Genomic DNA, 13,511 nt, shown 5'->3' with positions numbered 1-13,511 from the left:
GGTACCGAAATATTTACCACACAAGCGGGAAGTGGATACGTAATTGCGGGATGCGCAATTCCCACGATCGGATGCGGTGCGGAAACCGTGGACACGAAATGGCACCCGGTGCGGACGTCACTGCCCGAGCGCATCCCGCAACTGCGACCGCCCGGTCACGCCGAGCTTGCGGTAGACGCGGGTGAGGTGGATCTCGACGGTTCGCAGGGTCACGAAGTGCGCCTCGGCGATCTCCCGGTTGGTGGCGCCCGCCGCCGCCATCGAGGCGATCCGGCGCTCGCCCGGTGTGAGCAACTGCTCGTGGGAATCCGGCACGGAACGCGGCCGTCCACCGGCGGCCAGCAACTCCGTCTGCGCGCTACGCACCAGCGCCGGCGCCCCGCACCGGACGGCCAGGGTGACCGCCTCGCGCAACGAGCCACGGGCTTCCGCCCGGCGGCCCACCTCACGCAGCCGGCGCCCGAGCGCCAGGCGGGCCTCGACGAGACCGAGCCGGCACTGCGCCGGGGTGAGCACGGTGACGGCCTCCCGCAACGCCGGCAGCCCTGCCTCGCCCTCGGTCACCGTGCCGAGCACCCGTAAGGCCAGGCCGACGGCTCCCGCGCCGCCCCACCGGCGGGCCAACTCGACCTCCTCGATCGCCAACCGACGTGCCTCGACACCGGCGCCGGTGGCGGCCACGGCGAGGGCGGTGTAGCTGCGCCACGGGCAGACCGCCGGATTGGTGTGCCGCCAGGACCGCAGCCGTCGCTCACACTCGCGCAGGTCCTCCAGCGCCGCCTCGGTGCTGCGCTGCGCCAGGTGCCACCGGGCCCGCACGACGAGCAGCGGATTGCTCGGCCAGGTCGCCGGCAGCTCCCCGGCCAGGGCGTGGCGGTGCAGCAGGTCGCTGGCCTCGCCGATCTCGTCCTGGTCCAGCAGCACCTCCAGCCACGTGGTGAGCGGCCGGGACAGCATCCGTCCCCACTGGGCCGGCTCGGTGAGGTCGAAGACCTCGCGCATGTCCGCCGCCGCCTCGGCCAGCGCGCCCCGGCGGTGGTACACCGTCGCCCGTACGTGCAGGGCGGTGGCATAGAACATGACCCAGCCGCGACTCCGCGCCACCCCGATCGCCTGCTCGCAGTACCGCTCGGCGAGGGCGAACTCCTCCGCCTGCACCAGCGCGCCGACGCTGAACAGACGGATCAGGTCGCCGTCGTCCCGTTGGCTCAGGCCGCCGGCCAGCGCCTGCCGGGCCAGCCGGACAGTGTCCTCGCGGCCGTCGCAGGACCAGGCGGCGGCGACCGCGGCCAGCGCCGCCATTGTCGATCGGGTGCTCGGATGGGTGGCGCCCACGCGGGCGAACCGGTCCAGCCGGTGACGTGCCCAGGGCACGGTCCGCCCGTCGACCATCGCGATCGCGACCATGTCGACCTCCAGGAGTGCGGCGAACTCCTCGTCCTTCTCCCTCACCTGACCGACGACCTCTTCGAGGACCGTCAAGGCGTCCCCCGGCTGACGCCCGATCATCAGGGCGTGGATCAGCAGACGCGCCGCGCGGCCCCGGTGGCGCGTGTCCTGCGCGGTGCGCAGCACCGTGCTCAGGCGGTCGATGGCCGTCGTCGGGTCGAGCATCAGTTCGAGACCACCCAGGTCGAGCAGGAGTTGGGTCCGGTCGACGGAGTCCATCGCGACCGGCAGCAGCCGGTACAGGTAACGCGCGGCCAACTCCGGAGCGCCGCGGACGGCGGCCACCTCGGACGCCTGTCGCAGCACCCCGACACCCCACGTCGGCAACTGGTCGGCATGCAGAAGATGGGCCGCTACCTGATCGACGGGGGCCCCCTCGGCGTGCAGCAGGTCGGCGGCGCGCTCGTGGCAGCGGCTGCGCTCGCCCGTCGACGCGCCCTGACCGACCGCGGTGCGCAGGATCGGCTGGGTGAACGTCAGCGGGCTGCCGTCCTGGAGGACCGCGGCCTGCACCAGGCGGTCCACCACGGCTCTCACCACGCGCGGGTGGAGGTCGGTGACGGTGGCCACCAGCGGCAGGTCCGCCCGGCCGCCGAGAACGACCACCGCCAACGCCACCGACGGGGCGTGCGGTCCGGCGGCGGCGAGTCGCCGCCGCACGGAGCCGGCGATACTGACCGGGCTGACCGTACCGATTTCCCGCGCCGCAGCCTGTGTCGGCGGGATCCCCCGGGCCCGCAGATCCTGCAGCAGTGCCGTCAGCAACTGCGGGTTGCCGCCCGTGGCCCGGTGGCAGGCCGCGGCGAACTCGGCATGGGTGTCGTCGCCGTACGTCGAGCGCACCAGACGCCGGCTGCCGTCCGCGCTCAGTGGTGTCAGCAGCACCGACACCGGGTCGCAGCCGGCCGCGGCCACGATCGCCTGCACGTCGGTGGCGCCGGACTCGTTGTCGCGTACGGACAGCACGACACCGATCGGCAGGCCGGTGATCCGACGGACGAGGAACTCGAGCCACCGTCGGGACGGTTCGTCCAGCCAGTGCGCGTCGTCGATCACCAGCAGCAGCGCGGTCGTGGCGGCCAGGTTCGCCGCGAGCCAGTACAGGCCGTGCATCAGGGCGAAGAGGTTGTCCGGGCGTTGCAGGTGGTACGTCTCAGGACTGGCCGCGAAGACGGGCCGGGCCAGGGCCGCCGCCCCGGTCGCCGGCAGCGGGGCACCGGCGTCGCCGGTGACCAGGCGCTCGAACAGTTGGCGTACGGTGCCGAAGGCGAACTCGTTCTCGCCCTCGCCGCAGCGCGCCCGACAGACCAGGACGCCGTGGTGGCCAGCGGCGGCGGCGATCGCGTCGGCCAGGGCGGTGCGCCCGGTGCCCGGTTCCCCGTGCAGCAGGGCAAGACCGGGTTGACCGGCCTGCATGCCGGCGAGCATCCGGTGCAGGGAGCGGCTCGCCTCCTCGCGTTCGAGCAACTGGTCAAGGTGCCCGGGTCGCGCGCCGTCGTGTTCCGCGTTCTGCTGCGGTTCGAGCCGTGCCACCGAGCACATTCCTCCAATCAGAGGGAACGCCGAATATCGACCGGCCCGCCGAGGTCGACGCTACCGCTGTCGAATGCTTATTCCTAGACGTGCGCGGGACAGCGAAAAGGTCGGAGTCGGCGGCCCTCGGGCGCAAATATGGAAAGGGCGCGGGGGCCCGGAAGGCGGGTGGGGCGTCATTCCGGAGAGGCGGGTCGGTGTCCGGTCGTCAGGCGCCATCGACCACCCGGTCCACCCACCACCGGTAGTGCTGCCGGAACAGCCGGACGCCCTCGGGGTCGCCGCCGGGTGGACCGTCGCGCCGTCCGTCGCCCGGACCGGGCCGGTCCCACCCGGAGGTCGCGGCCAGCCTGATGCGGTTGGTCATGAGGCGTGGCAGTCCCGCCCAGATCCGTCCGGTTCCCTCGATGATCATGGTGGTGTGCCGGATCGTGTGGTCGGGTGCGACGGGTGTGGCCGCCAGGAGCAGCCGGTACTGCGCCGTGCCGTCGACGAACACCGAGATGCGCTGACCTGCCGGCCAGCCGTCGACCCGCACGGTGACCCGGTGGGTGCGACCCGACCACAACAGTTCGACGCCGAAGCACGCGTCCGCCGGGACCGGCGGGCCGTGGCGACCGGCGAGGTCGGCCGGGGCCAGCACACGCGAACGGAGCGGCCCCTCGACCCGTACGCCGGGCAGCCCGGCCAGGTGGCCGGGATCGTAGGCGCGCTCCAGGACGCGCCGGACCGAGGTCGTGGTGCGGTCGGCGCGGCGGAGGCGGCGGTAGGGCGGGGCAGTGTCGAGCGCCGGTAGTTCCGGGAGGGCGAACATCGGCTCGGCGCTGCCGTACCAGACCCAGACGTAGCCGTGCCGTTCGACTGTCGGGTACGGCTGCCGGTGCGCCGCCGCGGGGATGCGGTCGGAGCCGGTGATCTGCACGCACGCGCCCGAGCCGTCGAAGCGCCAACCGTGGAACGGGCACTCCAACAGGCCGTCGATGGCCCTGCCGTGCGCGAGGCTGGCGCCCATGTGCGGACACGCGCGGGGCAGCACGGCCGCCCGGCCGGCGTCGGCACGCCAGGCCACCAGTGCCCGCCCGAACAGGGTCAGTGGCACCGGGCGTCGGGTCAGGTCCCTCGACGGCAGGGCCACGTACCAGCTCGCCGCCAGGTCTGGCACAGCCGATGGGTCCACGTCGGCGCGGGCGGGCCGGTGTCTCACCCTCTCACCGGGCGTCCGACTCGGCCCGGTCGGCGTGCTCCGCCCAGCGGGCGTGGAACTTGCGGAACCGGAGCACGCCGTGGTCGTACCGGACCGGAACAACGGCGTCGGTCTCGCTGGCGTGCCGGTAGATGACGAGATCCTCACGGGTGCCCCGCCGATGCTGGGTGCGGTACCCCAGGTAGGTCAGCACGTCCCGCAGCGGATGGCCGGTGCGGGCCACCAGCGTCCAGCCCCGCATGATGGTCCGGCCGGCGTCGACCGGCGTGACGCCGAGGAGTTCCTTGGCCACCACCCTGCCGTCGAGCAGGAACGTCAGCCGCTGCCCGGTCGGCCAACTGTCCACCAGGACGTCGGATCGCTCGGTGCGGAGGCCGAAGGCCCGGAACGGTTGGGGGATGTGCAGACCGCGGGCGGTCAACTGGGCGCCGAACCAGGCATCGTGGGGGATCGGCGGCCCGTTTTCGGCCGCGGCGCGCTGGTCCGACAACACTGTCATGTCCATCGGCACCCGGGACCTGACGCGGTGCAGGAACAGGAAATGGTAGAAGTCGAACGCGTTCTCCAGGATGCGCCGGGGCGGGGCCGGCGTGGTGTGGGAGAAACGATAGGTCAGGTAGCCCCTGCGGTCGCCGTCGAGCGCCGGCACGCGAGGCAGCGCGTACGCCGGTTCGCTGCCGCCGTACCACGCCCAGACGTAGCCGTAGCGCTCCACGACCGGATAGTCGCGCCACCGCGGGGGCGGGCCGTCCACGTCATGCCCGGTGACGCCGGCACTTCCCGGCGTGCCGTGTCGCTGCCGGATCAGGGCGGTGCCGTGGCCGTCGCGCCAGGCGACCAGACGCCGCCCGAACAGCGTCAGCGCCCATGGCTCCGAGGTCAGCTCGTCCGAGCGCAGGGCGATGTACCAGCCGGCCGCGAGGCGCAGCCCGATCTCCCGGCGGACGTGGCTGTGCCGAAAATGAAGGCGGGATGGCAGTTCGCGGTCCGTCGCATAATCTGTGCACGCTTCTCCGACATTGCCCACGATGTCAAGCTAGCATCGGCTGATATCGACGGTCAACCATGAATAGTGGGAGGTCAGGTAATGCCCCGCATGGTCGGTTAAAGTTCGTGCATCGACTGTCTTGTGCCTTTTTCTACGCTCGTGTTAACGTCGATGACTGCTCATTCAAAGATTGTTCCCAGGGTCGTGACATTTCGATTTTTGTGGTCGAATAGCGGCGAGAGGCGGCGGGATCGCAGCACCGGTCGCCGGTGAGGCGTCGAGAGGTTTGAGTAGCGCGGGCAGACGCCCACCTCGGGGAACGCCGTCGAACTGGCCGAGGTGGGCGGCTGGCAGAGCCTCGACAGACAGACTAACCATAAAACCTATCGAATTAGTAGGTATATGATAGAAAAATTGGCCGTACGCGTAAGAGATAGACGCTCAGGTCAGCGGCTCGAGACCTCGAACTCGTAGATCCCGCCGCTTGGGTCGGTCGTGCTGGTGGGCGTGCCGACGTCAGTCGCATGTAGCGGGCCGTGGCGGCACCAGGCTCGTACACCTCTGCCCGAGTGGGACTTCTGCTGGCCCGGCTGCGCGGCGCCGGGCAGTTGGACATGTCGCGGGCGGTGATCGACGGCTCCCATATCCGGGCGCTCAAGGGCGGCCCAAGTCGGTCCGAGCCCGATGCGGTTGACCCGGCCTTCGACCGGGCTTGAGTTCCGGGGCTGGGTGAGGCCGGCGGCGACGGCATCGCGGTCGCTGGTCAGACCGGTGGCGAAGCCGCGGATTTTGGGGTCTCTGGCGCGGGGGGCGGCACATGATCATCGACCATGGATGGCCGCCGAGTTACGAGATACCTCCTTAGCCTTAGCCCCCTCAGCCTTTGGCGCTTGGGGGTTTACCCCGACGCGTTCCCTGGAAGAAGAGTGCATCCTAAGTGCAGGAGGCCAGGGCGAATATTCGCCACGACACAGAAAGCGGGATGCAATGAAAAAGGGCGCAACTTTGGGTAGTTCCAGAATTGGGCTGGCCGCACTCGTCGGCCTTATGCTGACCTTCGCTCTCGGTTCCGCCACCATGGCGACCCAGAATTCACATCACCTCGCGACCCCGCCGCCGGGGGTGACTGTAAAGCCAACAAACTGTACCTCAGCCACCCTCTATGAGAAGCTGGAGGGTTGGGTATGCAAGACCGATTACAATAGCGTCGGATTCGCGAAAAGTAGACTACAAGTTTCCGCCGGGTTCAAGAATGCGCACACCAAAAAAAAGTATTATTTGATTCGAATTGTGCTGGAGGGCGGAGGCAGCGAACTCGACAAGTGCGAGCTCAACGGTTGGCTTGGCCCAGGGAGCACCGTCGAATGTGCAGCAAACGCTGCGATTCCACCCACATCAACAGTGCGAGCAAGCTTTACGTTCGAAAGCGGTAACGAGGGTTGGCCGGCCACCGTGACACTTGAGGTGTAAGCTATGCAACGGCTGCTCTCCGAAAAAGGCATTCGGACATCATGCAGATGGCATGACAAGGCCGGCGTCCGGGCCAGGATGATCGTGCATCGAGTTCGGCTCGGTCTCACCGCAGACAACGGCCGGCTTACCTGGGCCAGATTATGAGGCTTTGACACGAGCCGGTTCGACCAACCGGCTCTCGAACGTTCGGCGTACCCCGCACTCCGGTGGCGTTCATCAACGCCCGAGTTCGAGTGGCTCAGACTGGGCTGCCGCTGCGTCCAGTCCTGGCGGCGTTTGCTGAGCCAGCTAGGTGTTCTGCCCAGAGACCTTTGGGACGCGGCTGGCGGTAGGCCGCCGAGTGCGGTATGGCTGCGGTGATTGTTGGGCGGCTTTCAGGAGTCGTCGCAACAGACCTGGTGGGCGTGTGGTCGGGATTGGCTTAGCGAGGCGTTGGGTCGGTGTTGACCAGCCGAGGCACCGGCGGGGCCGGCTGTTGAGTTGCTTGGCGACCTGGGCGAGGTGTTCGGCGTTGTCGGCGCCGAGGGCGGTTCCCTTCGGGAAGTACTGACGCAGCAGGCCGTTGAGGTTCTCGTCGGAGCCGCGTTGCCAGGGACTGCCCGGCTGGGAGAAGTAGACTCGAACTGCGTAGCGGCCGTGAATTCGTGATGCGGCCATCTCCCCGTCCTGATCCCAGGTCAGCGTCAGTGCGAGGTCGCCGGGCAGTGCGGCAAACGCGGTGATGAGCGCGTCGCGGACCTGGGCGGCGCTGTGACCGTCGGGCAGGTGAAGCACCACCCCTGTAACAGGGCCGCAAGGTCTTCGGCCACCGCCGTCACGGCCGGGGACCGCAGTGACAGCGTGCACTTCACCGCGGTCCTCGACCGCACGGGCTGACCGCTGCGGGCCCCGGCCGGCCCCGGCTCGCCCGCATCAGGGCCTGGCAACCGGGTCTACCCCCCCGACCCGTCCGCCCACGAGCGGTACATTCCTGCCACTTGCCGCCGGCCCCGACGGCCTAACAGGCGCCGTTGTATTCGTTCCAGGTTCCGCCCTCGTGCTGCGGGTATGCGACATCCAGCCAGGCGGCCAGGTCCGCGAAGGCCGCGCTCTGATTCTCCCCAGGCATCCAATGCGGTACGCGTTGCCCGGCATTCGGGCCAGAGGTGTAAACCTGACACCAGCGATACCACTGGTTGACCGGCTCAGAGCCTTGAGCAGCGCTTGGCCCGTTCACTGGCGAAGGAATTGGGTTTCCGTTGCTGTCTTTCCAGGAAGGGTTCCATCCTGCGGCCTGCTCTTCAGGGTGAGTCCCCGAGCCAGCGACCCCAAAGTCACTGTGCGAGACTTGGAGCCAGCCCGGGTATTCTGGCACGCCTTTGAGCTTGAAGTGGGAATACGCTCCCGCGGGATTCGGTATGTCCGGCCTCGTGATCTGATAGGCAATCCCGGAGTTGAACGTTGCGCTTTCCGTGACGGCCACCACCGGCCCCGCCCAGCCAGTCGTTGTTCCGAGGGTGTAGATTGATGGCCCGTATGGGGTATTTCCCTGCACGGGGAAGGCAGACCATCCGCCGGGTGGGCAGTATTCCTGCCCCTTCCAGCAATTGTTCTGATACGTCTGGTAGAACACTCCGTCTGCGGTACCTCTGGCGGCCAGCCAAATCACGTCGGGAGTGCCGTCGTCATCCGTAGACCATTCCGCCATCGAAAGGCCGTGCTGGGTGAGGCCGTTCCCAGGCACCTCGAACCACGCAGACGCCTGATACAACATGCCGGCAGATTTCACGCCTTGCGTGTTGTAGATCTTGCTGTCACTGCCTTGAGCGGCGACGAGCAGGTACGTCTTGTTCGACGAGGTTGACGGCTCATAGTACCGAGCGGCCACCTTTTTGGTGGTGGCAATTGGCGACTCCCATCTATGCCAGTTGCTTCCCGCCGGGTCTACTGGTGCGGTCGCTGTCTGACGCCTGTAGTACAGCCTGTTGCCATCAAGTTTCGCCGCACCGAGAACAGTGACTTCATTGTTGAAAGCTGTAATCTCTGGGGGCGAGCTGAAGACGCCGCCCCAGTTTTGCCAAGTGCCCGACCACTGGCCCGTCTTCCAGGAGTACGTCTGCACCCAGATGCCGATGCCGTCCATTCCTACGGCCGCCGCGTAGGTCTTACCCGCATATCGATCAGAGTGGACCGCGACCTGGTAGGGCGTCCTGCCGCCTCCTGGCACCTCAAGCCAGCCGTAGAGCGAATGCTCCTCGTCGCCTACGGCCGACTCGGCGAAGTAGATTCTATTATCGGAACCGCGGACAATCGTAAGCTGCGTCTGGTGCTCGGCATGCACCACATCAACCGCCGGAGCATCGGTGATCTTGACCGGAATCCATTGCCCGCTGCCAAGTGCCAGTGCCGGCACTGGCGCGATGGCAAACACGCCGCCAGTAAGAACTGTCAGCGACACGGCTAAAGCCTTAATCTTATGCCACATTCAAACACTCCAACCGTGAAGCAGCAGGGCATTCTCTCTTATCGGTTGCTGAACGTTCAACCATGGCCGGCGGGTGCCGGCTAAAGTCTCTGTTGCACTCGGAATCACGTCGGATTATTTACAGTCATCTCCACCATGCCCGGCGTCGCATTAGGTGGCTCAAACCAGATGGCGGTCGCATAGGTGATGCCACCTGGGGGGTGCAGCGTGCAGTTTGTAACCTCTCCTGGCTTAATCCACCCGAGCTTGCAACTCTCAAGGACAGGTCCCGCGCCTGCCTTGAGATCCACGCGCTCAATGTAATATTTCGTATCGTCGCCGAGCGGGCTGTTGTTGAAAACGATTGCGTTAACAGAAAAGCGCTTCATTCCTTGACTCGTATACTCCGTTCTGCAGGTGGTGAAGGTAAGCCGGAGATGGGGGCCGAACAGCTTGTGAATACACGTTTGGGGTCCCACCTGCACCTCGGTTGGCGGGGCGGCGAGGTTGCTGCTTTCGAGCGCAGAGCCAATGGCAGGCGCAGCCAGGCCAACCGACGCAATTACTCCCAGCGATGCGTAGAGCTTCGAACGCCAATGGCTTATTCTGAGACGACTTACGACATTCATTCTGCGACCTACCTCTTCCCGTTGCCACATACAAAGATGACTCCTCGGCTGCGATCATGTCGCGCAGTGGGGGCCCACGAGTGTCAGCTACGCATCTGCCTGACGCATGCCCACACGCACAACCAATTCCTGCCATGCAGCGCTGTCTCACTCCTTGATAGAGCCCGTTGGGTGTGGAGCATTGCGATGGGCCGTCTGCTGCAGCGGCGGACCGGTGTCCAAGTCGGTTGGTGATCAGCGGGCCCTGGCTGATCCTGAGTGCGTGACGCCACATGTTGTGATGCGTAGGCCAAGCCCAGTTGGTAGCCGCCGTTCGCGATCTCGAGGTTGAGGTGGCGTGTGTAGCGGGCTCGTCGGCTCGGTCGTAATGCCGGCTCACTCGACTTCACGAACGGCGGACCACTCGTGCACATCAGCCAGTTCCAGGCAGGCACGTGGTGCAAGTCGACGTGCAACTCTAAGCCATCACCTGCACATCGAAGTCCGAGTCCAGACTCACGCCGGACACGCTGTCCTTGCAGACAACATCGAAAGACAGGAGGCCGACGCCCGACCCGTTCACGGCAACCAGCTTCGGAAGCCCGGTAACTGCGCAGTTTGCAGCACGTCCTATGGGTGCCCTGGCGGTGATCTGGATTGCTGCAGCGGTAGTGGTCATCCGGCCAAACTCAAGCCGGTACTTCCCCAGTTGGACTCTGATGACAGTCGCACTGCCGCCGACCTGGGGCACGAACTTTGCGTTTACGTGTCCCGCCCCACCGATGCTGGCCCAGCCAATATAGCCCTGCGGCCCATAAAGCTTGGGCGGGATGAAGTACCCCAGGATGTCGACGGTGATGTTCGTGCTACCCGCGGAGTTGAAAACGGCTACTGCCTCAGCATCGCCAAGCTTGACAATTGTTCCGGTCGAGACCTTCTTCCCCTGCGCAAAACTCACGGTAGTCGCAATCGGCTTGACGCCGTTAAAGGGGAAGAACAACAGGCTGCCGGATTGCGTCGAGCTGGTGACCGTCACCGAAAGTGCCACCGCCGTGGCGCCAAACTTCAAGCAGGAGCAACTGCTGAACCCAAACGGCCGGGTCTCTCCTGCCTTGAGCGCACCCGCCGGGGACTCGGTCAGATTCTTTGTGTCGAAGACCCGCGATGGGCTCAGCGGCACGAAGGAACTCGGATCGCCTGCTGTCGAGGCGGCCTCAGCAAGGTTGGCCGTGACAGGAGCTGCCGACACGGCAGGCTTGCTCGCAAAGGCAAGAGCTTCCGCGCCTACCAGGCCAGCAAGGAAAGCTATCAGCAGCGCGAACAGCGCCAGTGGTCTGCGCATGATCAAACCTCCAGAGTGGGAGCGACGCACTCCGGCTCTACGTAAGGTCGAGCTTGCTCGGTTCCAGGTGCCTGAATTGAGGACGTTACGTCTGATTGGTGCGGGCTCGACCGTCTCCAAGGGGTCCGCTGCACCGGATTGTGGCGCACGCAGAGGCGCCGCAACGACGTAGCCGGTGGCGGGAAGTAGTCCAGTTCCTTGACGAGAAACCTCCGGTTTCGGTGCGGGCGTCAGCACCTCACACCTCGCCGGAGGTCTCGCCTCGCCTCAGGGGCTCACGCCGTCCACAACGGCCGTCGCCCCGTTACATGCCCAACCCCTACCCGCGATCGGCCGCCCCGTGGGTGGTCAGCGCCGGTCGGGCCAGCAGATGCCCGACCAGTTCGGCCAGAACGGCCAGCCCGTCCGGGCTGAGCACCGACTCCGGGTGGAACTGCACCCCGGCGAAGCCGGTACCGCGCAGCGCGTGCACCGCCCCGTCGGCGGGGTCGCGGGATAGCTCCACCAGCCCGTACGGAGTGCCGAGCCGGTCGCCGTCGGCCAGCGCGGTGAAGCTGGAGTAGAAGCCCACCCGGCGGGTCCTGCCGAAAACCGGCACGTCCCGCTGCACCCCCTGATACGGCGCCGCCCGCCGGTGCAGCGGTAACCCGAGCAGGCCGGCGAGAAGCTGGTGGCCGAGGCAGACCGCCAGGGTGGGCAGCCCGGCGGCTAGCCGACCGGTCAGCAGCGCCCGCAGCGCCGCCATCTTCGGCTCGGTGACCGCCCGCGGGTCACCCGGCCCCGGTCCCGCCACCACCAGGTCGTACCCGTCGAGCGGGGCGACCCGTCGCCAGGGCCGGACATCCACCGCGAGACCCAGCGCGCCGAGCTGGTGCGCAAGCATGCCGGTGAAGGTGTCCTCGCCATCCACGATGAGCGCCCGTCGACCGGCCGCCCCCGCCAGCGCGGTCGTCCCCGGCACCCGCTCGTCGAGCCAGAACCGGGCCAGTGGCATGTTCCGCACGGCGAGCGCCGCGCGGACCTCGGGATCGTCGGCGAGCGAGGGCCGGCGGTCCGGCCGCGGCGCACCGGACCCGTCGCGTACCATCCGGGCGGGGTCGGCGGCCGGCGCCTGCGGTGCCAGCCCCAGCGCGGCGAGAACCCCGGCCGCCTTCGCGTGCGTCTCGGCCACCTCGCCGGCGGCGGTGGAGTGCCGCACCAGGGTCGCCCCAACCGGCACCCGCAGCTCGCCGACGGGGGAGATCTCCGCGGTCCGGATCAGGATCGGCGCGTCCAGTGTCTGCCTGCCCGCGCCGTCGCGTCCCAGCAGGGCCAGCACGCCGGCGTAGTAACGCCGCCCCGAGCGCTCGTGCCGCGCGATCACCCGACAGGCGTTCTCCATCGGGCTGCCGGTCGTCGTCGGGGCGAACATCGTCTCCCGCAGCACCTCCCGGACGTCCTTCGAGCCGCGCCCCGCGAGCAGGTACTCGGTGTGCGCAAGGTGCGCCATCTCCTTCAGGTACGGCCCGATCACCCGACCGCCGTGCTCGGCGACCGTGGCCATCATTTTCAGCTCCTCGTCGAGCACCATGTAGAGCTCCTCGACCTCCTTGGGGTCGCGGAGGAAGCGCAGCAGGGCGGACCGGTCCGGGGCCGCGCTGGCGTGCCGGAAGGTGCCGCTGATCGGGTTCATCATCACCAGCCCGTCGTTGACACTGACGTGCCGCTCCGGGCTGGCGCCCACCAGGATCCGATGCCCGGTGTACACCAGGAACGTCCAGTACGTGCCCCGCTCATCGAGCAGCAGCCGGCGCAACGCCGCCAGTCCGGCCCGCAGCGGCGCGCCCTGCACGGTCGCCCGCAGGGCGCGGTGGATGACGAAGTTGGCGCCCTCGCCGCGGCCGATCTCCTCGTCCAGCACCCGCCCGACCGTGTCGGCGTACTCCTCGTCGGTCACGTCGAACGCGGCGTCCGAGGTGAGCACCGGGTCGGGCGGGAGCGCGGCGAGGGCGTCCGCCAGGGCGATCCGGGTGTGCCCGGCAATCTCCAGGTACTCCAGTGGCATGCCGTCGTCGATGCAGGCGAAGCCCCGCTCGGTGATCTGTCGGTACGGCACCAGGGCCAGCGTGTGCGGGCCGGGTGCCCCGTCGGGCAGCGGCAGGTCGGCGAGGCGGTCGGCGGTGCGGACCGTACCCCTGAAGAGGTCGAGGTGGGCGGCGCCCTCGCGGCGGACGAGCGCGAAAGGGCCGGGGTCGGGGTCGTCCGCGAGGGTGGCGAGCAGGTCGTGCGGGCAAGTCATCGGTGTCTCCTCCGAGGGCGTCGGCACCGCCCGTCGGGCGGCCCGGGAGCCGGGAGAGACCGGCAGCCGCCTCGTCGGGCGGCCGCGTGGGAAAGCTACGCGCGGAAGGTGGCCGCCGGGTCGGCGGGCCACCAGCAGGACAGATGCGCGAGCATGCGACCACCTTACGGTCTGCTCGCCGGATGCGGAAGCC

8 protein-coding genes and 1 pseudogene are annotated in these 13,511 nt (G+C 67.8%); 1 reads left to right on the top strand and 8 read right to left on the bottom strand.

Annotated features, from left to right (window positions below):
• Positions 1 to 117 precede the first annotated feature (117 nt).
• From ACIA6B_RS25405 to ACIA6B_RS25395, 3 genes are all read right to left on the bottom strand, one after another.
• Positions 118 to 2,982, bottom strand: coding sequence for an AAA family ATPase (locus ACIA6B_RS25405; RefSeq protein WP_396776987.1), 2,865 nt, complete (start codon positions 2,980 to 2,982; stop codon positions 118 to 120).
• Between the two features lie 208 nt (positions 2,983 to 3,190).
• Entirely contained in the window at positions 3,191 to 4,144 is a 954-nt protein-coding gene (locus ACIA6B_RS25400; protein WP_396776985.1) for a Rieske 2Fe-2S domain-containing protein, read from the bottom strand.
• A gap of 46 nt (positions 4,145 to 4,190) precedes the next feature.
• Positions 4,191 to 5,213 carry a hypothetical protein gene (locus ACIA6B_RS25395; RefSeq protein WP_396776983.1) on the bottom strand — a complete coding sequence of 341 codons (1,023 nt, stop codon included), beginning with the start codon at positions 5,211 to 5,213 and terminating at the stop codon, positions 4,191 to 4,193.
• A gap of 536 nt (positions 5,214 to 5,749) precedes the next feature.
• Between ACIA6B_RS25395 and ACIA6B_RS25390 the strand changes: the two are divergent.
• Positions 5,750 to 5,882: pseudogene (locus tag ACIA6B_RS25390) on the top strand (IS5/IS1182 family transposase); the annotation flags it as partial.
• A 1,053-nt stretch (positions 5,883 to 6,935) separates the two neighbouring features.
• Here ACIA6B_RS25390 and ACIA6B_RS25385 read toward each other — a convergent pair.
• The 5 genes from ACIA6B_RS25385 to ACIA6B_RS25365 all read right to left on the bottom strand — a co-directional run bounded on the left by ACIA6B_RS25385 (position 6,936) and on the right by ACIA6B_RS25365 (position 13,318).
• On the bottom strand, positions 6,936 to 7,424 hold the full coding sequence (locus ACIA6B_RS25385; protein WP_396776981.1) for an IS30 family transposase: 489 nt from the start codon (positions 7,422 to 7,424) through the stop codon (positions 6,936 to 6,938).
• Between the two features lie 220 nt (positions 7,425 to 7,644).
• Positions 7,645 to 9,084: a hypothetical protein gene (locus tag ACIA6B_RS25380; protein ID WP_396776979.1), complete on the bottom strand. Its 1,440-nt coding sequence runs from the start codon at positions 9,082 to 9,084 to the stop codon at positions 7,645 to 7,647.
• A 131-nt stretch (positions 9,085 to 9,215) separates the two neighbouring features.
• Entirely contained in the window at positions 9,216 to 9,479 is a 264-nt protein-coding gene (locus ACIA6B_RS25375; RefSeq protein ID WP_396776977.1) for a hypothetical protein, read from the bottom strand.
• 697 nt (positions 9,480 to 10,176) lie between these two features.
• The gene (locus ACIA6B_RS25370) at positions 10,177 to 11,040 is read right to left on the bottom strand and encodes a hypothetical protein (RefSeq protein WP_396776975.1); all 864 of its coding nucleotides are present in this window, start codon (positions 11,038 to 11,040) and stop codon (positions 10,177 to 10,179) included.
• A 319-nt stretch (positions 11,041 to 11,359) separates the two neighbouring features.
• Positions 11,360 to 13,318 carry an anthranilate synthase family protein gene (locus ACIA6B_RS25365; RefSeq protein ID WP_396776974.1) on the bottom strand — a complete coding sequence of 653 codons (1,959 nt, stop codon included), beginning with the start codon at positions 13,316 to 13,318 and terminating at the stop codon, positions 11,360 to 11,362.
• Positions 13,319 to 13,511 lie beyond the last annotated feature (193 nt).

The organism is Micromonospora sp. NPDC051141 (assembly GCF_044455765.1).
Classification (GTDB): domain Bacteria; phylum Actinomycetota; class Actinomycetes; order Mycobacteriales; family Micromonosporaceae; genus Micromonospora.
The sequence above is the reverse complement of the archived record's forward strand: the minus strand, read 5'-3'. Positions and strand labels throughout refer to the sequence as shown.

Bases quoted from the DNA above. Each gene is read 5' to 3' on its own strand.
- ACIA6B_RS25370 (WP_396776975.1), bottom strand. From the start codon at position 11,040: ATGCGCAGACCACTGGCGCTGTTCGCGCTGCTGATAGCTTTCCTTGCT.
- ACIA6B_RS25365 (WP_396776974.1), bottom strand. From the start codon at position 13,318: ATGACTTGCCCGCACGACCTGCTCGCCACCCTCGCGGACGACCCCGAC.
- ACIA6B_RS25375 (WP_396776977.1), bottom strand. From the start codon at position 9,479: ATGAAGCGCTTTTCTGTTAACGCAATCGTTTTCAACAACAGCCCGCTC.